Source organism: Thermoplasmatales archaeon (assembly GCA_014361245.1).
Lineage (GTDB): Archaea > Thermoplasmatota > E2 > UBA202 > JdFR-43 > JACIWB01.
Genome location: JACIWB010000002.1, coordinates 41,117 through 60,501, shown reverse-complemented (window position 1 = coordinate 60,501; position 19,385 = coordinate 41,117). Strand labels below are relative to the sequence as shown.

Genomic DNA, 19,385 nt, shown 5'->3' with positions numbered 1-19,385 from the left:
ATTCGGAAAGTTTAACAAAACACAAAAAGGATATAAACAATTTTTTTATTTCCAATATGCGAAATGCTGTTGGAAGAGAGATACCTGAGGAAGTGAATGGGAGAAAATTAATTCCATATAATGGTCCTTTTTCATTTAAGCCAGATAAAAGGCAATATGGAAAGCCATTAAAATGTGTCTTTCCAGATGAAAAAAAGTTGTTACCATCGATAAGAGAAGCGATAAAAAAAGTAGGACTTGAAGATGGGATGACAATATCCTTTCATCATCATTTAAGAAACGGGGATGCTGTTGTAAATTTAGTTGTTGATGAAATTGCAAAAATGGGTATAAAAGATATAAAACTTGCTCCAAGCGCTCTTTTTCCAGTTCATGAAAAGTTGATTGAGTATATAAAAAATGGGGTTATTACTTCTATAGAAGGAAGTTTAAATGGCCCTCTGGGAGAATATGTATCTAAACAAGGGCTGAATGAGCCAGTTATTTTGAGGAGCCATGGAGGAAGAGCGAGGGCAATAAAAAGCGGGGATTTGCATATAGATGTAGCTTTTCTCGCCGCTTCAATTGCTGATGAATATGGAAATTGCAATGGAATGCTCGGCAAATCTGCGTTTGGGGCAATGGGATTTGCTTATGCAGACGCGGCGTTTGCGGACAATGTTGTTGTAATTACAGATAATTTACAGCCATATCCTGTTACACCTATCTCAATACCACAGATATATGTTGATTATGTTGTGCAAATTGAAAGCATTGGCGACCCATCTGGCATACAAACAGGAACAATGCAAATAACAAGAAGTCCAGCCCGCCTCACCATTGCAAAAAATGTTGTAAAGTTTCTGGCAAAAGCTGGCATATTAAAAAATGGCTTTTCATTCCAGGCAGGGGCGGGAGGAATAAGCCTTGCAGTTACGAAATTTTTGCATGAATATATGAAAGAAAAAGGTATTGTTGGGGATTTTGTAATGGGTGGAATAACTGGATTTGTTGTTGATATGCTGATGGACGGGACAATAAGGAAAATTCTTGATGCACAGAGCTTTGATTTGAGGGCGGTTGAGTCAATATCTAAGAATCCAGGACATGTCGAGGTTAGCCATATCATGTTTGGCGACCCCCATACATGTGGATGTGTTGTTAATAGGCAGAATGCCTGCTTCCTTGGCGCAACTGAAATTGATTTAAATTTTAATGTGAATGTAAATACTCATTCAGATGGCCTGCTTTTACATGGAATAGGGGGGCACCAGGATGCCGCAGCTGGCAGTGATATTACCATAATAACAGTTCCTTTACTCAGAGGAAGATTGCCAGTTATAAGAAAAGAGGTTACAACTGTATCAACACCAGGCCATACTGTTGATGTTGTTGTTACTGATAGAGGTATTGCAATAAATCCTGAAAGAGAAGATTTGATTGAAGCGGTAAAGGGAAAAATGGAGGTTGTCGGTATAGAAGAATTATATAAAAAGGCAAAAAGTCTGGTTGGTGAGCCAGAGGAGCCAAAATTGAGTGATGAAATTGTAGCAATAATTGAATATAGAGATGGAACAACACTTGATGTTGTAAGGAAGGTGAAAGGATGACACTATCTGAAAAAATATTATCTGAAAAATGCGGGGAAAAAGTTGAGGCAGGAGAAATAATTGAGGCAAGAGTTGATAAGGCAATGAGCCATGATAATGCGGCGCTTGTAATAAAAAGTTTTAAAGAAATGGCAGAAAAACCATGGGATGTGGATAGAATAGTTATTATACTTGACCATCGAGTGCCAGCAAACACAATAAAGACAGCAGAAAACCACAAACAGATAAGAGAGTTTGTTAAAAAGCATGGAATAAAAAATTTCTATGATATAAATTATGGAATATGCCACCAGGTAATGATTGAGGAAGGACATGCAAAGAAAGGGATGCTTATAGTTGGAACAGATAGCCATACAACAAGTTATGGAGCATTGGGGTCATTTTCAACTGGAATAGGAGCAACTGAAATGGCTGCTGTATGGGCAACAGGAAAAATATGGCTGAAAGTTCCAGAAACAATAAAATTTGATATAGTTGGAAATTTGCCAAAAGCAGTTTTTTCAAAGGATATAATTCTGCATATAATAGGGAAAATGGGATGTGAGGGAGCAAATTATAAAGCATGCGAATTTTATGGAATAATTGAAGATATGCCCCTCGCAGATAAAATAACAATTGCAAATATGTCAATGGAAATGGGTGCAAAAGTTGCTCTTTTTGGAGGAGATAAAAACGATGTATTTGAAAAAGAAATAGAAATAGATGTTACAGATTTAAGTCCTCAAATTGCATGCCCTCATAGTGTCGATAATGTAAAAAGTGTTGAAGAAGTTGAAGGAAAAGAAATACACCAGGCAGTGCTAGGCTCATGCACAAACGGGAGGATAGAGGATTTAAGAACGGCAGCAAAGATATTGAAAGGAAAAAAAATAGCAAAGAATGTAAGAATGCTTGTATTTCCTGCATCAATGAAGATATACAATCAGGCAATAAAAGAAGGATTAATCTCCATATTTATAGAGGCGGGAGCGGTAATTATGAATCCTGGATGCGGCCCCTGCCTGGGGGCACACGAGGGAATTCTTGCGAGCGGGGAAATTGCAATAACAACGACAAACAGGAATTTCCAGGGGAGAATGGGGGCAAAGGACTCTGAGATATATCTTGCATCCCCTGCAACTGTGGCTGCGAGTGCAATAGAAGGAAAAATAGCAGACCCGAGAAGATTTATCTGAATTTTCTGTAAATAAAGATTAAAAGGGCTATCAAAAGTAGGATGGGTAGAACCACGATAAAAACATCGATTTTTCTTAATTTTTTATATTCTATACCATATAATTTTTTATCTATTTTTTCAAATATGCTTTTCACAATTTCAATTCCTTTTTTATATTCCCCTTTTTTTATATAATCCGATGCTTTACTATAATCACCATCAAATTTGCTACCATTTATAATACTTTCAACATCCACTCTTGTTTTGCACATGCTCAAAATAATTTCTCCTATATCATGAGAAAATCTTCCAATGCTATCAATATTTTTTTCAATTTCACATATTGTTGTATAGTAATCTTTTTTCCATAAATTCCTCAAAAAATTTTTTTCATGCTCGCTGGCATTTAACCATATTCTCTGAATTATTATTGCTTGCTTTTGCATTTCAATATCAACAGCAGTTAGTATATCGCCAGCCTTCTCAATATTTTTTTTAGCTATATCTTCTGCTTTTTCATTTTCATATAAAAGCATTTCTTCAAAGTTCCCAAAACTAACATTTCCATGCCCATATTTTCTTAAAATTGTAAGGGCAATTTCACTTGCTTTACCATTTTTATAATCTTCATATATATCATAATCGCATATATGAACTGGAATAAATACTGATGCGCATTGGTCGGGTGCAAACCATCCAGCAAGCAGCGTATTTGCATTGCTCAGTGGTATTTTAAAAATCATACATGCTTTCATTTCATTTTCACATAAGCCCCTCAGCCCCTCTATTTCCCATGAATGAATGCGAGATATATTCATCAGATCAATTACACCTATATCTCCATATTTTTCATTTAAAATTTTTGTGATTCTACTTTCCCATTCATAATATTCATAACAAACCTTTAAATTAGCTTTTTTTCCATTTGCTTCTTTAAATTCAACATAAAAATTCCCAACTTTGCTTCCATTTCCTCTTTCGATTTTTATCTCGCTTCCAAAAGGAAATTCATTTACAACAACATATCCATCTTTGACTTCCACCAATTTTACTCCGTAAATTCCTCCTATTCTTATTACTTCTTTTTCAAAAGCATCTCCTTCAAAAACTCTATCAAAAGATGATGCTATTCCAATTCTTCTTAGTAACCTGCTTTTCCATAAATATTCTGGATAATTTGACATTACATCTATACTACTCGCCTTTCTCGAATAAAAATGAAATGCATCCGCCTCAACAACATAAGCATCTTTTCCAACAACAAATAGATTTTCTCCTATGCCAGGGGCACGCATATCAACAACTTCTTCAAGCAAATCAAGGGCTTCTTTCTCGCTGCCCGCCTGCTGGGCGGCGTAGCGGAGCCAGTCAAAATCATCCCATGCTTTTCTTGTTGGATTTATGTAATATGTTGGCACATCCGCATCGCCATATGCAATTCCTGCGCTTGTCATCATCATTCCAGCCTTTATTATGTTTGGGGGTGTATCGCCGGCTGTTGCTACTCCTATAATCTTGTATTTTGTTTTAAATGCCATGTTATAGTTTCTCCATGGGTGGTGGTATGTATATTCATATCCTTCATTTACAACAAATAAAACCTGCAAGCCGGAGCGGGATGGGTCACGAATTTTCATAAAAAGATTGTAATTTCCTGATGTTGCATCATCCATTACAATTATATCCTTGCATGCCGATGAGACAGGAAGAATTAATATTATAAGCAGAGCAATTTTCTTCACAAAAATAATAAAAAGGAGGTAAATTTATTTTTCTAATTGCAAAATATTTTTATTACTAAGATATATTAATCATGGGAAAATTTAGAGAAATTGTTGAAAGTTATAAAGAGGCAAAAAAAGATTTGATAAGGAATGAGCCAGAAACAATGAAAAATTACCAGAAATTTGTTGATTCGGTTCTTAAAGATGCTCAATTAAGCACAAAAACAAAAGAGTTAATTGCCCTTGGGATAGCAATTGCAAAAAGATGCGATTACTGCATTGGCATACATGTTGAAAAAGCATTGAAGGCGGGAGCAACAAAAGAGGAAATTATTGAAGCATCTCTTGTTGCAGTGCTCATGGAAGGAGGACCAGCGATGACATACTTTACTGAAGTTAAGAAAGCTTTGGAAGAGTTTTGCTGATGCAGCTCTATATATATTTTCTGGGGACAGGAGGAAGCTGGCCAACAATTCAGAGGAATGTATCTTCAATAGCAATAAAAAGAGGGGGAGAAATAATTCTTTTTGATTGCGGAGAAGGAACACAAAGACAGCTTCAAAAATCTGAAATAAGTTATATGCAGATAAAAAAAATATTTATAACACATTTCCATGGCGACCATATCCTTGGTCTGCCTGGATTAATTCAAACATTTCAGCTGAATGATAGGAAAGAAGATTTGTATATATACGGGCCAAAAGGGATAGATAAAGTTGTTAATGATGTTATTCATCTTGGCTATTTTAAGCCATCTTATAATATATACCCCCAAGAATTGAAAGAGAATGACTGCGTTGAATTTGATGGATATAAAATAAAGTGCATTTTTGTAGAGCACAATGTTCCAACCCTTGCATATTGTTTGGAAGAGGATATGAGACCAGGAAAATTTAATAAAGAAAAAGCTCTCTCGCTTGGCATTCCAGAAGGTCATCTTTTCAGAGAGCTACAGAAGGGAAAAATTATAGAAATAAACGGGAGGAAAATAACCCCTGATATGGTTCTTGGCGAGCCACGTCCTGGAAGAAAAATAGTTATATCTGGAGATACAATGCCTTGCAACAAACTCATAAATTTTGCAAAAAGAAGCGATGTGTTAATACATGATGCAACCTTTTCATCAGATATGGAAGAAAAAGCAAGAGAATATTTCCACTCCACCGCCATGCAGGCGGCAAATATAGCGAAGGAAGCATGCGTAGAAAAATTAATTTTAACCCATATAAGCCCGAGGTACAAAAATGCAAAATCCCTTGAGGAGGAGGCAAGGAAAATATTTCCAAACTCATATTTGGCAAATGATTTCATGAAGGTTGAGGTTAAATTGAAGAAATAATTTGAGGAGTGAGGTAGAGGAGGTGAAAAGAAAATAAAAAGATGACCTCACTCCTCATAATGTATAGAATATCAATTTATAAATTTTTGGTAAAAATTTTAAAGAGTAATTTTTTTACATTGTTCAGCCCCGTGGTGTAGTGGTCAAGCATGTGAGGCTCTGGACCTCACGACCCAGGTTCGAATCCTGGCGGGGCTATATTCTCCATTTTTTGCCAGCATATATTGGCTTTTCAATTTCTTCTTCAATTCTAATCAACTGATTATATTTTTCGGTTCTTTCTGCCCTGCAGGGGGCGCCTGCCTTTATCTGCCCGCAGTTTATTGCAACCGCAAGCTCAGATATAAATGAATCGCATGTATCACCTGAGCGATGTGAAACCATTATTGAATAGTTGTTTTCATTGCATATTTTTACAACTTTGAGAGTTTCGCTTAGCGTGCCACACTGATTTGGTTTTAAAAGCAATGCATTGCATGCTTTCTTTTTTATTCCTTCCTTTAATCTTTTTGCATTTGTAACAAAAATATCATCTCCTACAATCTGTATCTTTTTCCCCATTTTTTTTGTTAATTTTGAAAATCCATCCCAGTCATCCTCGCTAAATGCATCTTCTATTGAAACTATATGATATTCCTCCACTATTTCTTCATAAAAATCTATTAGCTCATCCCGGCTTTTTTCCCCTTCTATATAGTATAAATTATCCTTATAGAAAGATGAAGCAGCACAATCTATTGCAAGCATGACTTCATTTTCATATCCATTTTCTTCAATAGCATCCATTATAAGCTCAAGAGCATCTCTTGTTTCTTTAAGAGGAGGAGCAAAACCACCTTCATCACCAACATTTATTGCATTTCTTCCATATTTTTTAAGAATTATTTCCTTTAATGAATAATAAACCTCACAACCCATCCTTATTGCTTGAGAAAAACTTTTAGCCATTATAGGGGCAATCATAAATTCCTGTATAGCAAGCTCATTTCCCGCATGCTTTCCACCATTTATTATATTCATAAAAGGAATTGGCATAAGATTTGCTTCTTTGTTTAAATAAAGATGGACAGGGATTTTTTTTGAATTTGCAGCGCATTTACAGCAGGCAATAGAAGTAGCTATGCAAGCATTCCCCCCAATTATCCTTTTATCAGGAGTACCATCTATTTTAATAATTTTTCCATCAATTTCCTCCTGCTCATTTACATCCATTCCAACAATAGCGGGTGCAAGAATTGTATTAACATTCTCTATCGCCTTCCTTACCCCTTTTCCATGAAACTCCTCCCCACCATCTCTCAGCTCCACCGCCTCTCTGCTCCCGCGGCTTGCGCCGGATGGCGCGCTTGCCCTTCCCTCTGCATTTTTTGTTTTTACCTCAACTTCTATGGTAGGATTTCCCCTTGAATCAAGAATTTGCCTTGCCTTTATGCTCTCTATTCTCTGCATGATAATAAATAAGGAATATTTAATAGATTTTTTAATTTTCCAATTCTTTTTCAAGCAATTTTTTCCTTTCTTTTGCTGTTCTCCCTGTTGCTTCAAATAAAAAATTATTCCATTTTTTCAATATTTCTGGATTTGGCTCTATTTTTTCTGGTGGCTTTATATCTATTAGTATTTCGTTTCCCTCTTTTTTTATAAATATCTTCCCTATTCCATTTTCTTCAAACTCAAATCCCTCATTCAAGTTTCCTTCAACACTAAAATATTTTTTTAGCAATTCGTCCAGATTTGCTTTATGCCCTTTTTTTATTGAATATCTTCGCATAATGGTATAGAAAACATTTTATAAAATCTTTTTAATACAAGCATGAAAGTTGTTGTTTCACTCGGTGGCTCATTGCTTTCATTGGATAATCCAGAATTTATAGAAAAACTTTCTCTTCTTTTAAAGAAAATATCAGATGAAATTTCTCTTTTTATTGTCGTTGGCGGAGGAAAAACTGCAAGAAATTATATATCTACTGGAAGAAAATTTTGCGAGGATGAAAGATATTTAGATGAAATTGGGATAGCAGCAACCCGCTTAAATGCTTATCTTATAAATTCCTTCTTCAGAAAAAAAATTCCTCTGACTATAGAAGAAGCATTGCAGATTGGCCCGCCGGTTGTAATGGGTGGAACTTTCCCGGGTCATTCAACTGATGCAGTTGCTGCAATGCTTGCAAAAGAAGCAAGGGCGGATCATCTTGTAATAGCAACAGATGTAGATGGTATATATGATAAGGATCCCAAAATTTATAGGGATGCGATAAAATTTGATAAAATAAGGATAGATAAGCTGATAGAGATGGTTGGGGGAGAATGGAAAATGGCTGGATATAAAGTTGTTGTTGATCCTGTTGCCTGTAAAATAATAAGGGATGGGAGAATAAAAACATTTGTTGTAAATGGAAAAAATCTGAAAGAATTAGAAAATGCTATATATGGAAAAGAGTTTAATGGAACAGTTATAGAGGTATGAAATGATTCCCCAGCACGGACATTGCCATATATGTGGAAAAGCAATAAAATATGGTGAGGATTTTTGCAGTGAGAAATGTAAAAGTGAATATGAAGGATATATAAAAAAGAGGAGGAGATTACAGATAATATTTTACATCCTGATTTTTCTTGTGATTATAGCATATATGATAGTTATACTAAGCCAGAGAAGCGTTTAAATTAATTTTTCTCCTTCTACCTCTACTTCAACAATCTTATTTTTTTCTATTTTTGCATCAATATCAATGAATTTTTTTAATAAGAAGATTTCTGTGGAGGCATGCATGCTCAGGTCTGAACATTTAAATTTTATTTTGCTTCCACTTATTGCCATGAAGGGAAGGAGCTGATCAACAGCCTTTTCATCTAAATCAACTCCAGCATCAATCTCTTCCAGAATTTTTTTTGCTACAAATTTTCCTATTTCTTCTGCTGGCTTCCCTTTTTCACCCAAACAATCTGAGCCAATTATTTTTGGCTTGCTCCATAGCACGATGCCGACGCCTGGAGAAATTGCTTCATTTTCTTCAATCCTTATGTTTGAGGGATATTTACCACTTATATTTTCTTCAGCTGATTTTTTTATTCTCTCAGCAATCTGCAATGGTAGATTTGAAATATGAACAATTCCCTCTATTTCTTCAAATTTTTCATCAAAATATAATGGCTTTATTTCCCTGCAGGGGTTTATTGAAATTTCTATTTTTCCCCCACCGGCTGGGTAATATCCTCTCTTATGCAATTTTCCCTCAATTTCTATTCCCATTTTTTTAAGATTTTCAAGAAAAACATTTCTGAAATAATCCCATGGAGGGGACCATCTTACATCAGTACCTCCTTTCAGAATTAATTTTGTCTCTTTTTCAGCAAAGATTGATGGAATTATACATGCCTGCAATACAAGTGTAACACTTCCAGCAGTCCCAACATCAAATTCATACTGCCCTCCACAAATTTCTCCTGGATAAAATTCTATTTCTCTTGAACCAATTTTTAAACCCTTAACTTCTGCATTGCATATTTTTGCAACAGTTTCAATTGCGGTTATATGCTGGTTTCTTAGTCCTGGATTTGGACGATTTGCTCTTATATTAAAAATTTTTACTGGCTTATTTGTTATGGAGGAAAATGCTATGCTCATCCTTAAAATCTGCCCGCCGCCCTCGCCATAACTTCCATCTATCTCTATCATTTTGACCACAAAGCTTAAATTATTATATATTTATAATCCTATAGCGGGGTGGGGTAGTCAGGAAAACCCGTCGGGCTCATAACCCGAAGATCCGTGGTTCAAATCCACGCCCCGCTACTACATTACTTCCACTCCCTTTTTGAGTTCTTTCTTTGCAACTCCCTTTCCCAATTTTTTCTCCATTTCTTTGTAATATTCCATCATTTCCTCATCAACAGATGGATGAGCCTCCTTTATAGCTCTCATGAAATACTCTTTTGTAACTTCATTTGCATTCTCCCTCAATGCTATCATTCCTGCTTCCCTACATATTGCTTCAATATCAGCTCCAACATATCCGTCAGTAATTTCAGCGAGTTCATCTATATTAACATCCTTTGCGAGTGGCATATTTGCAGTATGTATCTTGAATATGTTTTTCCTCGCCTCTTTGTCAGGTATTCCAACAAGAACAAGTTCATCAAATCTGCCAGGGCGTAAAAGAGAAGGATCAAGGATATCGGGTCTATTTGTTGCACCGATTATAACAACATCACTCATCTGTTCAAGCCCATCCATTGAAGTTAAGAGTTGGTTTACAACAGTTTCAGTAACTCTTGTGCCTTCATAACTCCCTCTCCTTGGGGCAATTGCGTCTATTTCGTCAAAGAATATTATTGATGGAGCGGTCTGCTTTGCTTTTTTAAATAATTCTCTTATTGCTTTCTCGCTTTCTCCAACCCATTTGCTATAAATCTCTGGCCCTTTAACTGATAAAAAGTTTGCCTCACTCTCTGTTGCAACAGCCTTTGCAAGCAATGTCTTGCCAGTGCCTGGTGGCCCATAAAGCAAAATTCCTTTTGGTGGCCTAATTCCCAATTTTTTAAATGCTTCTGGATTTTTAAGTGGCCATTCAACAGCCTCTCTGAGCCTTTGCTTCACATCTTCAAGCCCGCCAATATCATCCCACCTAACATTTGGAATTTCAATAAGAACTTCTCTTAAAGCAGATGGTTCAATCATTTTAAGTGCTTCTTTGAAATCATTCATTGTAACAACCATTCTTTCAAGAATTTCAGTAGGAATTGGCTTGTCAAGTTCTATCTCTGGCAAATATCTCCGCAGCGCATTCATCGCCGCCTCCCTCGCAAGTGCTGCCAAATCAGCGCCAACAAACCCGTGGGTTACATCTGCAAGAGCGTCAAGATTTACATCTTCAGCAAGAGGCATACCACGGGTATGAATCTGAAGGATTTCCTTCCTTCCATCCCTGTCTGGCACGCCTATCTCTATTTCTCTATCAAATCTTCCAGGACGCCTTAAAGCAGGGTCAAGAGAATCTGGTCTGTTTGTTGCACCTATAACTATTACCTTTCCTCTTCCCTTTAGCCCGTCCATAAGTGTAAGCAATTGAGAAACAACTCTTCTCTCCACCTCACCATGCACTTCCTCTCTTTTAGGAGCGATTGCATCTATTTCATCAATAAAAATTATAGAAGGAGCATTTTTCTCAGCCTCCTCAAATGTTCTCCTCAAATTTTCTTCGCTTTGCCCATAAAATTTGCTCATTATTTCTGGACCATTTATGGTAAAGAAACTTGCTCCAGATTCGTTGGCAACTGCCTTCGCAATCAATGTCTTGCCAGTGCCTGGTGGCCCATAAAGCAATACTCCTTTTGGAGGGTCTATTCCAAGCCTTTCAAAAAGTTCTGGATGCTTCAATGGCAATTCTATCATTTCTCTTATTTTCATTATTTCTTCATCAAGCCCACCGATGTCTTCATAGCTTATCTGCGGCAATTTGAGTAATTCTTCCTTTATTGGCTCTTCTTTAACTACTACACTTGTTTCATCACCTATCACAACCAATCCTTTTGGCTCTGTTTTAACAACACCAAATGGTAGAGAATTTCCAAATAGAGCAATTCCAGGGACAATTATTGTGTCTCCAGCAGTAAGGGGGCGCTTATAAAGTCCTCTCTTAACTATACTTTCTATTCCATGCCCAAATTGTATCCTCTGACTTTGAGAAATTGCTGGGGCGATAACAACCTGGCTCGCAACCTTAACTTCACCCTTCCTCACTATTACCTTATCTCCTATCCCGACCCTTGCATTTTTCCTCGTAAGATTATCAATCCTTATTATTCCCTTTCCCTCATCAACAGGGCGGGCGCGCCATACAACTGCGCCAGTTTTTCTTCCTCCCTCTATTTCAATTATATCTCCAGGGGCAACATTAAGCTTCATTCTTGTTTCAGTATCAAGCCTTGCTCTTCCTGCCCCTACATCCTGGCTTAATCCTTCAGCAACCCTAAGCATAACTTCATTCATTTCCATCACTTTTGATAATAAAACATATATTAATTTCTTTTGCTGTAGTCATCCATTCCAAATCTTTTTCCATAGATTTGAAAAAGAAAATCTTAAGAAATGCACTAATTTTGAAGGAGAATTAACAATAAGAGCACCCATCAGTGGAGTTGATTTATAAAGGGTCAATGTATTTCTCTTTTGATGGAAGGGGTGCAGAAGGAGATTGTTGGTAAAGTATGGTTTTCAAAGGAATAAGTTAAAGAGGTATAGATACAACACTGTAGAAAGATATTCAACCAGAAGTATGGAGCATTGTTCTACAGGGGAAGATTAAGCGATGAGGAGATACTCAAACAGTTTTTCTTACAGTTTCAGAAGTTCAAGGATTATGCCCTTATTCCATCAGATTATATACCAGAAGTTATAGAGGTCGATGAAACACATATCAAATTGCAGAGTGAAAAGAAGTTCTATGGTTGGCTAGCATATTATCCTAAAAACAAGTTCATCATAGATTTTTTTATAGGTAAAAGAGACGATGAAACTCTTGAACAAATGTTCAAGAAATTGAAACGGTTTAGAGGAAGGGTTAAGCTGGTTCTTATAAATGGGTATCAATTTTGTGAAAAGTTTATCAACAAATACTTGGGTATAAAAGACAGGACGGTTCTACACCTATGGATTGTTTGGTGTCAGCGGTAAAACCATAAGTCCAGCACTCATAGAGAACCTGAACTCATCTCTCAGAGGAGCTAAACAGTACTTGGTTAAAAGAACAAGGAGAATTGCTCGACTGTTAGCATGGCTGAGGGATACAATCTTTGGCTATACTTTCTTACATAACTATCTCAAACCTCACTGGAAGTTGAGCGAGATATCAAGCAAGAATTGGATAAAAAATAGTGTGACGCTAGCTGGGAGTTGTGTTGTTGCAGAAGTTCAATATTCTCCCACGAAGTTTTAACATTTCATCAACTCTAAATTGGTGGTGTGCCTAATAAGTTACATTTTTATATTCCTTCTTTATTGCTTTTTCAATGACTACAGCATATGATGTGCCTGCGGAGCCGTTAATAAAAAGGTTAGCGGAAAAGCTAAAGAATGATTTCAAAATACAGCCACCTGAATGGGCTAAATGGGTAAAGACTGGAATGCATAAGGAAAGACCGCCTGAAAATCCAGACTGGTGGTATGTGAGAGTTGCTGCCATTCTTAGAAAAATTTATATGCGCGGGCCCATTGGAACATCTCGCTTGAGGGGCTTCTATGGAGGGAGGAGGGACAGGAGAAATGCTCCATATAAACATGTAAAGGGAAGTGGTTCAATAGTAAGGAAAGCACTTCACCAGCTTGAAGAAATCGGGCTTGTTGAGCAGATAAAAGGAAAAGGAAGAAAAATCACCGCCAAAGGACAATCACTCGTTGATAATACCGCTCATGAACTTGCGACTGAAATAGGAAAACTTATATAGTAAATAAGGAGTGATTTATAATGGATGAAACAGAAGAAATAAAAAGAAGAATGATAGAGCAAATGCAGCGCGAGGCAGAAGAAGAGCAGAAAAGGCAAATTGAAAGAGAGATATGGGAAGCCCAAAAAAGGAATATACTTAAATTTTTGCTTGATGCGGAGGCAAGAGCAAGATTGGAAAGAATAAGGATGGCAAAGCCGGAAGAGGCAGAATATATAGAAAATCAGATTATAAGATTATATCAGATGGGTAAAATAAAAAATAGGATAAATGACGAGGTTTTAAAAGTTTTGATATCCCATCTCATGCCAAAGAAAAAAGAGATAAGAATAAGGAGGTTATAAAATGGCAAGAAACAAGCCAGCGGCTAGAAAAAGGAGATTGATGAAGGAAACAAAAAGCAATAGGCGCGTGCCGGCATGGATAATAATAAGAACGAGCAGAAGATTTTTACAGCATCCGAAGAGGAGATACTGGAGGAGAAACAATTTAAAGAGGTGATTTTATGGAAGAGAAAATTTATACAGTGCCAATAATTAAAACAAAAAATTCTCCCAGAAGCAAGAGGGCTAAAATTGCGGTAAGGGAAATAAAGGAATTTTTGAAAAGACACACAAAAAGTGATAATATCAAGATAGACAAGAGTGTAAATGAACTTGTATGGGAAAGAGGAATAAAAAATCCTCCAAGTAAAATAAGGCTGAAGGTTGTTAAAATTGATGATATTATATGGGCTTATACGCCCGAGGCAGAAGTTAAGATTGAGGAAATTAAAAAGGAAAAGAAGGAAAAAGAAATAAAAAAGGAGGAGGAAAGTAAGGAAAAAGAGGAAGAGAAGGAAGAGAAAAAAGAGGAAGATGTAAAGAAAGCAGAGGAGGAAAACCAGAGCCATGCTGAAAAAGATTGATTTTAATGGAAATCCATATTTAGGTATTTACTGCAGGGTTAATAATTCAATAGCTTTTGTTCAACCTTTCCTTCCAGAAAAAACAAAGAACGATATTGAGAAAATTCTCAAAGTAAAGGCTTTTGAATTAACAATAGGAAGCAGCACAATTATTGGCTCGCTTGCAGTTATAAATTCAAATGCAATTGTTGTAACGGATTTTATTGAAAAAGAAGAAATTGAAATAATCAAAGATAAATTCGATGGAGAAATATTTATTTTAAAAGATAAGTTCAATGCTGCTGGAAATAACATACTTGCAAATGATTATGGAGCAATTGTTCATCCTTTAATTGGGGACAGCACAATAAAAAAATTGGAAAAAATTATGAAAGTGGAAGTAAGGAAAGGAACAATAGCTGGGCTCAATACCGTCGGAATGCTGGGGATAGCAACAAATAAGGGTGTTTTATGTCATCCAAAAATAAAGGAAGAGGAAAAAAAATTGATTGAGCAGGTTCTTGGAGTTGAGGTGGAAATAGGCACAGTAAATCACGGGATGCCATTTGTGGGGGCGGGGGCTGTTGCGAATGAGCATGGCGCAATTGTTGGGAGCGAAACAACTGGAATTGAGATGGGGAGGATTGAAGAGGCACTTCATCTTTCGGAAAATGAAATATATTAGAAATTGATATAGGAAGAATGAATGATGAAGAATTAAGAAAAAATATATATTTATTGCAGAGACATCAGGAGGAAATTGAAAATACATATGCACAGATTGATGTAATTGAAAGAATGATAAATGAATACAGGAGGACTATTGAAACATTGCAAGAGATGGCATCAATGGAAGAAGGAAAGGAAATTCTTATGCCAATAGGTGGAAATGTTTTTGCATATACAACGCTAAAGAATACAAAGAAGGTTATATTGAGTATAGGAGATAAGGTATTTATAGAGAAATCAACAAATGGAGCGATTGATTTTCTGAATAAAAAAATAGAGGAATTGATGAAGAGCGAGGAAAAATTGATAAATCTTGCGGAAGAATTGAGCGACAGGATGAACGAAATTTCAAAGAAGATTAAAAAAGAAGATGTTCCAGTTTCTTAAAAAAAAGTTAAAGAAAGCAGAAGAAGTTATTGAAGAAGAAAAAAAGAAGGGATTATTTGGAGTAAGTGAGAAGAAAGTAGATGAATTGCTATGGCAGGTTGAAATTGAGCTAATTGAGGCAGATGTTGCTTTTGAAGTTATAGAAGAAATTAAAAGAGAAATAAAAGGGAATTTGGTCGGTCTATCAAGGAAAGAGGCAAAGGAGGAAGTGAGTAAAATAATTGAAGATGCGATATACAAGATATTGAAAAATAGCGAGGGAAATTTTTTTGAAGAAATTAAAAAATTTGAGAAACCAGTGATAATTTTATTTGTTGGGGTAAATGGCTCAGGAAAAACAACAGCAATAGCAAAACTTGCTTGGCAGTTGAAGAATATGGGTTACAGCTGTGTAATTGCGGCATGCGATACTTTCAGGGCTGGCGCAATTGAGCAACTTGAAAGGCATGCCTTGCAAGTAGGAGCAAAGTTGATAAAGCATGATTTTGGCGCCGATCCTGCTGCTGTTGCGTATGATGCGATAGGGCATGCAAAAGCGAGGCACAAAGATTTTGTTTTAATCGACACTGCTGGGAGAATGCAGACAAATATAAATCTAATGGAGGAAATGAAGAAAATAAAGAGAGTTGCAAAGCCGCACATGACAATTTTTGTTGGTGATGCACTTGTTGGAAATGATGCAATAGAGCAGGCAAGAAAATTTAATGAAGCAGTTGGGATAGATGGGGTGATATTATCAAAAGTAGATGCGGATGCAAAAGGAGGGGCATCGATATCAATAGCATATTCAATAAAGAAGCCACTCTACTTCATAGGGACTGGGCAGAGATATGAAGACCAGATACCATTCAATGCTGAATGGATGATTAAAAGGATATTTGAAGAATAAATGCTGATAAACTATCTTCTTTACTTCTCCCGTTTAAATAAGATATTGCCTTTATTTCATAATTTCCAAAGCAATTTTTGCTAAGAAGCCATTCAAATGGAGGAGAATAATCAATAAATTCAATTTTATCATTCAAATAAAATTCAACCTTATTTCCATTTGTAGTAACTTCTACATAAATTTTTCCTATTATTATTGCTTTTTCGGAATTTATTATTGCAATTTCTCTATCCATAAAATATATTTTACCCTTTGATGGTTTTAAAATTTCAACGAAAAGCTCTTCATCTTTTGAATATAAAATAGTGCATTGATTTGAGAAATTTCCATATACTATAGTTTCATTTCCATTTTCATAAAATTCAACATCTATGATTTCCTCCATAAAATTCAAAATTTTTACATCTTTTATTTTTCCTTTTATCCTAATTTCTTCTAACCCACCAAAATTTATTATCCTAATTTCTTCTCTTCCATCTTTTTCATATTTAAAAGCAACAGCATTTCCCGATATTTCAAAATCCTGAGGGGCATTTGCTTTTTCAATTAATTCTAAGAATTTTCCCCTCCATTTCTCTGCCTCAATTTCATTTCCTTCTTCTTCCCATGGATTTGCCTCCCATATATAATATCTTCCAACTGGCAAAGGATAAAAAATTGATTTTCCTTTTCCATATTCATTTAAGTAAATTTTTTCTTCGATATCTGATAAATTAACTCCAAATAAATCATTCAGAAGGAAATTTTCTCTTCTAATTCCATATTCATTATAAAGAGATGTTTCATGTGTTGATATTAGAATTCCTCCATTCATAACATATTCTCTTAAAATATTTGCTTGCTCTTCTGACATGCACGAAAATTCTGGTAAAATAACTGCCTTATACTTTTTTATTTCTTCTAAATTTCTTTCATCTATCACTTTAAATTGTATGTTTGATTGAATTAGCATCATTATTGAACCAGTAATTTCATCATGATATGCATAACCTTCCCAGCTTCCTTTATCTGCATAATCAAGCGTATTTCTTGAAAAAATTAGGGCAATTTCTGGATTATTTTTCCATCCACAAAAATAATCATCATTATTGCTAAGCCATCTAAATAATTCTTTTAAGAAATTTTCATTGATATACCCAGACATTGTTTCATCCCCAGAAGCATAATAGTTATCATAGCATGATGCTAAAATTATTCCGGCGTGGAATTTTAGAAGATTTAAATTATTTCCATCAACATATGAAAGAAGAAATGAATAGTTTTTGTCAATATCATGCCATAATTTTAGATGAGCGAGCATATATATCCATCCATAGTATTGCAAATCCTCAAAAGGACCACCGTATTCATGGCAAATAGCATCGCATGCCCCATTAAGCAATTCTAAATCAACTCCGTGCTGAGTAGATGAAACAGTTGAAGAAGATGTCTCAACAATTAGCTTGCAGTTGGGATTTACTTCCTTCAGCGCTTTATTAAAATCTCCTACGAAATCGTTTATTTGTTTATATCTCCATTTAACAAATGCAAGCCATGAGGAATTATTCCAATCTGGGGAAAGGGGAGGAGAAAGAATGAAGCCGGTGTCATTATAAAAATCTTTCATGCTTGCTTCATCAAGACTGCACCATTGCTCCTTCCATACATCACCAAATTCAAAACATAAATGAGGAACATCAAGCCATACGCCATCAACAAAATTTGCTATTTCTTTTGCTATATTTAATACAATATTTTTATATTCTCTATTACTCGGGCTAAGCCATACATCCTCACTTTTTTCATCCACCCAGAAGGGCATGCCAGGCAGGCAGCCGTAAAAAACCGCCTTCCTTGCATCTTTTCCAACCTGGAGCCATTCAGGATGATCTGTATATGCGCTGTTTTTTCCATCATCGTCTTTTCCATCTTCATTCATGTCGCTATCAATTGTCTGCATTTCAAGAGGTGCTACATATACAACATATTTTATTCCTGGAAAATTTGAGTGAATGAAATTTGTCTTTTCCTTCAATTCTTCTATTGATTCATTTATATTCAATATTCTTCCTTGATATGTATCGCTGAAGCCTGCCCAATCAAGAATAACATTTGCATTGTTTTCAACAGCTTTTTTAATTGCATCCTCCCATGAAAGATTGTAGGAATATGGAGTTAAAATTCTTGCATTGGTTAGCCATTCATCTCCTTCATCGCTATTTATGCTATGGCTTTTAAATTTAAATGGAAAAATTGTTAAAATTATAAGCATTGCAACCAATTTTTTCATAATAAAAAATCAATCTACTTTTAAATTTTTTCTGATTGAAAAAATTCCACCAAAAAGAGCGGGAATAAGTATTGTTATTATATACCCGCTTAAAGAAAGAGCTATTACAGATGCGCTATCAATTCCATAAAAAGAAAAGAAGTATATAAGAACACTTTCCCTTGTTCCAAACCCAGCAATGGTTACTGGAATTATTCCTACTAATGAAGCAACTGAATATATTAAAACGAAATCAAGAAATGGAATCGAAATATTGAGGGAAAATGAAATTATATATATCTGGAGAAACATGATTAAATAACTTAAAATTTCTATAAAAATTGTTAAAAGGAAAAAAGATATGGATGGAAAATTATAAATGTAATCTGGAGAAATCCATGAGGAAAATTTCTCTGGTATTACAAATTTGAAAAAAGATAATATTTTTTTGCTTTTTTCCTTGAATATGAAATAAAGAAATAAAATTATTAAAGAAATTGAGAAAAATATGGGAAGGAAATAAGGAAATTTTCTGTAAATAAGGATTGAGCTAAAAAGAGCTAAAAAAATGAGGGATGCTAACTCAATAATCTGGTCAATGAAAACATTTATAATGCATGCATGAATGGGTCTTTTGCTTTCTTCCATTAAATAAGGAGCCCTTATGTAATCTCCTATCCAGAGAGGTGTTACGCTTCCATAAAAAAGACCTATAAGATTTATTTTAATTAAATAAAGATATCTTGTTTCTATTGCCTGCTTCCTGCATATCAGCATCCATTTATAAGTGCTTATAAAAAAGCGAGGAATAAAAAGGATTGAGGATATTAAAATAGCTAGAGGAGAAACTTTTTTAAAAATTTCAAAAATTTCATTAATTCCAGCATCATAAACAATGTAAAAAAATAGAATTAAGCCAAAAAAAGGCAGAATTTTTTTTATGCTCTTCCATTTCATACTGAAAAAATGAATAAGTTTTTAATATTTTTCTG

Annotated in this window: 22 protein-coding genes and 2 tRNA genes; 17 read left to right on the top strand and 7 right to left on the bottom strand. The window is 35.2% G+C overall.

The window, feature by feature from the left end:
• Nucleotides 1-56: 56 nt before the first annotated feature.
• On the top strand, nt 57-1,589 hold the full coding sequence (gene citF, locus H5T45_01000) for a citrate lyase subunit alpha (GenBank protein ID MBC7128294.1): 1,533 nt from the start codon (nt 57-59) through the stop codon (nt 1,587-1,589).
• Nucleotides 1,586-2,764: a 3-isopropylmalate dehydratase large subunit gene (locus H5T45_00995; protein MBC7128293.1), complete on the top strand. Its 1,179-nt coding sequence runs from the start codon at nt 1,586-1,588 to the stop codon at nt 2,762-2,764. The genes citF and H5T45_00995 overlap by 4 nt, the downstream gene beginning before the upstream one ends.
• On the opposite strand, the gene H5T45_00990 is transcribed toward H5T45_00995, so the two are convergent.
• Nucleotides 2,757-4,487, bottom strand: a complete 1,731-nt coding sequence (locus H5T45_00990) for a hypothetical protein (protein ID MBC7128292.1) — start codon at nt 4,485-4,487, stop codon at nt 2,757-2,759. The genes H5T45_00995 and H5T45_00990 overlap by 8 nt on opposite strands.
• Before the next feature lie 71 nt (nt 4,488-4,558).
• Between H5T45_00990 and H5T45_00985 the strand changes: the two genes are divergently transcribed.
• The 3 genes from H5T45_00985 (at nt 4,559) to H5T45_00975 (ending at nt 6,006) form a co-directional block, all read left to right on the top strand.
• The gene (locus tag H5T45_00985; protein ID MBC7128291.1) at nt 4,559-4,894 is read left to right on the top strand and encodes a carboxymuconolactone decarboxylase family protein; all 336 of its coding nucleotides are present in this window, start codon (nt 4,559-4,561) and stop codon (nt 4,892-4,894) included.
• Nucleotides 4,894-5,808: a ribonuclease Z gene (gene rnz / locus H5T45_00980; GenBank protein MBC7128290.1), complete on the top strand. Its 915-nt coding sequence runs from the start codon at nt 4,894-4,896 to the stop codon at nt 5,806-5,808. The genes H5T45_00985 and rnz overlap by 1 nt, the downstream gene beginning before the upstream one ends.
• Nucleotides 5,809-5,933: 125 nt before the next feature.
• Nucleotides 5,934-6,006 (top strand) — tRNA-Gln (locus tag H5T45_00975).
• Here H5T45_00975 and eno read toward each other — a convergent pair.
• Together eno and H5T45_00965 are read right to left on the bottom strand one after the other, a co-directional pair.
• Nucleotides 6,004-7,257 (bottom strand): phosphopyruvate hydratase, encoded by a 1,254-nt coding sequence (gene eno / locus H5T45_00970; GenBank protein MBC7128289.1) that lies wholly within the window; start codon nt 7,255-7,257, stop codon nt 6,004-6,006. The genes H5T45_00975 and eno overlap by 3 nt on opposite strands.
• 31 nt (nt 7,258-7,288) lie before the next feature.
• Entirely contained in the window at nt 7,289-7,579 is a 291-nt protein-coding gene (locus H5T45_00965) for a DUF5611 family protein (GenBank protein MBC7128288.1), read from the bottom strand.
• 42 nt (nt 7,580-7,621) lie between these two features.
• Between H5T45_00965 and pyrH the strand changes: the two genes are divergently transcribed.
• Both pyrH and H5T45_00955 read left to right on the top strand, forming a co-directional pair.
• Complete coding sequence (gene pyrH / locus H5T45_00960) at nt 7,622-8,275, top strand: UMP kinase (protein MBC7128287.1); 654 nt, start codon at nt 7,622-7,624, stop codon at nt 8,273-8,275.
• 4 nt (nt 8,276-8,279) lie between these two features.
• Nucleotides 8,280-8,474: a DUF2116 family Zn-ribbon domain-containing protein gene (locus tag H5T45_00955; GenBank protein MBC7128286.1), complete on the top strand. Its 195-nt coding sequence runs from the start codon at nt 8,280-8,282 to the stop codon at nt 8,472-8,474.
• Here the strand turns inward: H5T45_00955 and H5T45_00950 are convergent.
• On the bottom strand, nt 8,471-9,487 hold the full coding sequence (locus H5T45_00950) for an RNA 3'-terminal phosphate cyclase (GenBank protein ID MBC7128285.1): 1,017 nt from the start codon (nt 9,485-9,487) through the stop codon (nt 8,471-8,473). The genes H5T45_00955 and H5T45_00950 overlap by 4 nt on opposite strands.
• Nucleotides 9,488-9,529: 42 nt before the next feature.
• Here H5T45_00950 and H5T45_00945 point away from each other — a divergent pair.
• Nucleotides 9,530-9,604 (top strand) — tRNA-Met (locus H5T45_00945).
• Here H5T45_00945 and H5T45_00940 read toward each other — a convergent pair.
• On the bottom strand, nt 9,605-11,806 hold the full coding sequence (locus H5T45_00940) for a CDC48 family AAA ATPase (GenBank protein MBC7128284.1): 2,202 nt from the start codon (nt 11,804-11,806) through the stop codon (nt 9,605-9,607).
• 288 nt (nt 11,807-12,094) lie between these two features.
• On the opposite strand from H5T45_00940, the gene H5T45_00935 reads away from it, so the two are divergent.
• The 9 genes from H5T45_00935 to ftsY all read left to right on the top strand — a co-directional run bounded on the left by H5T45_00935 (nt 12,095) and on the right by ftsY (nt 16,145).
• The gene (locus H5T45_00935) at nt 12,095-12,484 is read left to right on the top strand and encodes a hypothetical protein (protein MBC7128283.1); all 390 of its coding nucleotides are present in this window, start codon (nt 12,095-12,097) and stop codon (nt 12,482-12,484) included.
• Between the two features lie 61 nt (nt 12,485-12,545).
• The gene (locus tag H5T45_00930; protein MBC7128282.1) at nt 12,546-12,746 is read left to right on the top strand and encodes a hypothetical protein; all 201 of its coding nucleotides are present in this window, start codon (nt 12,546-12,548) and stop codon (nt 12,744-12,746) included.
• Nucleotides 12,747-12,819: 73 nt separating this feature from the next.
• A complete protein-coding gene (locus tag H5T45_00925) occupies nt 12,820-13,254 on the top strand; it encodes a 30S ribosomal protein S19e (GenBank protein MBC7128281.1) in 435 nt (144 codons plus the stop codon).
• A gap of 20 nt (nt 13,255-13,274) precedes the next feature.
• The gene (locus tag H5T45_00920; GenBank protein MBC7128280.1) at nt 13,275-13,598 is read left to right on the top strand and encodes a hypothetical protein; all 324 of its coding nucleotides are present in this window, start codon (nt 13,275-13,277) and stop codon (nt 13,596-13,598) included.
• A 1-nt stretch (nt 13,599) separates the two neighbouring features.
• The gene (locus H5T45_00915) at nt 13,600-13,755 is read left to right on the top strand and encodes a 50S ribosomal protein L39e (GenBank protein ID MBC7128279.1); all 156 of its coding nucleotides are present in this window, start codon (nt 13,600-13,602) and stop codon (nt 13,753-13,755) included.
• A 4-nt stretch (nt 13,756-13,759) separates the two neighbouring features.
• On the top strand, nt 13,760-14,161 hold the full coding sequence (locus tag H5T45_00910) for a 50S ribosomal protein L31e (protein ID MBC7128278.1): 402 nt from the start codon (nt 13,760-13,762) through the stop codon (nt 14,159-14,161).
• Complete coding sequence (locus H5T45_00905; protein ID MBC7128277.1) at nt 14,145-14,825, top strand: translation initiation factor IF-6; 681 nt, start codon at nt 14,145-14,147, stop codon at nt 14,823-14,825. The genes H5T45_00910 and H5T45_00905 overlap by 17 nt, the downstream gene beginning before the upstream one ends.
• A 17-nt stretch (nt 14,826-14,842) precedes the next feature.
• The gene (pfdA, locus tag H5T45_00900; protein ID MBC7128276.1) at nt 14,843-15,256 is read left to right on the top strand and encodes a prefoldin subunit alpha; all 414 of its coding nucleotides are present in this window, start codon (nt 14,843-14,845) and stop codon (nt 15,254-15,256) included.
• On the top strand, nt 15,240-16,145 hold the full coding sequence (ftsY, locus tag H5T45_00895; GenBank protein ID MBC7128275.1) for a signal recognition particle-docking protein FtsY: 906 nt from the start codon (nt 15,240-15,242) through the stop codon (nt 16,143-16,145). The genes pfdA and ftsY overlap by 17 nt, the downstream gene beginning before the upstream one ends.
• Here the strand turns inward: ftsY and H5T45_00890 are convergent.
• Together H5T45_00890 and H5T45_00885 are read right to left on the bottom strand one after the other, a co-directional pair.
• Complete coding sequence (locus H5T45_00890) at nt 16,123-18,414, bottom strand: beta-galactosidase trimerization domain-containing protein (protein MBC7128274.1); 2,292 nt, start codon at nt 18,412-18,414, stop codon at nt 16,123-16,125. The genes ftsY and H5T45_00890 overlap by 23 nt on opposite strands.
• Before the next feature lie 9 nt (nt 18,415-18,423).
• Entirely contained in the window at nt 18,424-19,350 is a 927-nt protein-coding gene (locus H5T45_00885; GenBank protein ID MBC7128273.1) for a flippase-like domain-containing protein, read from the bottom strand.
• Between the last annotated feature and the right edge of the window lie 35 nt (nt 19,351-19,385).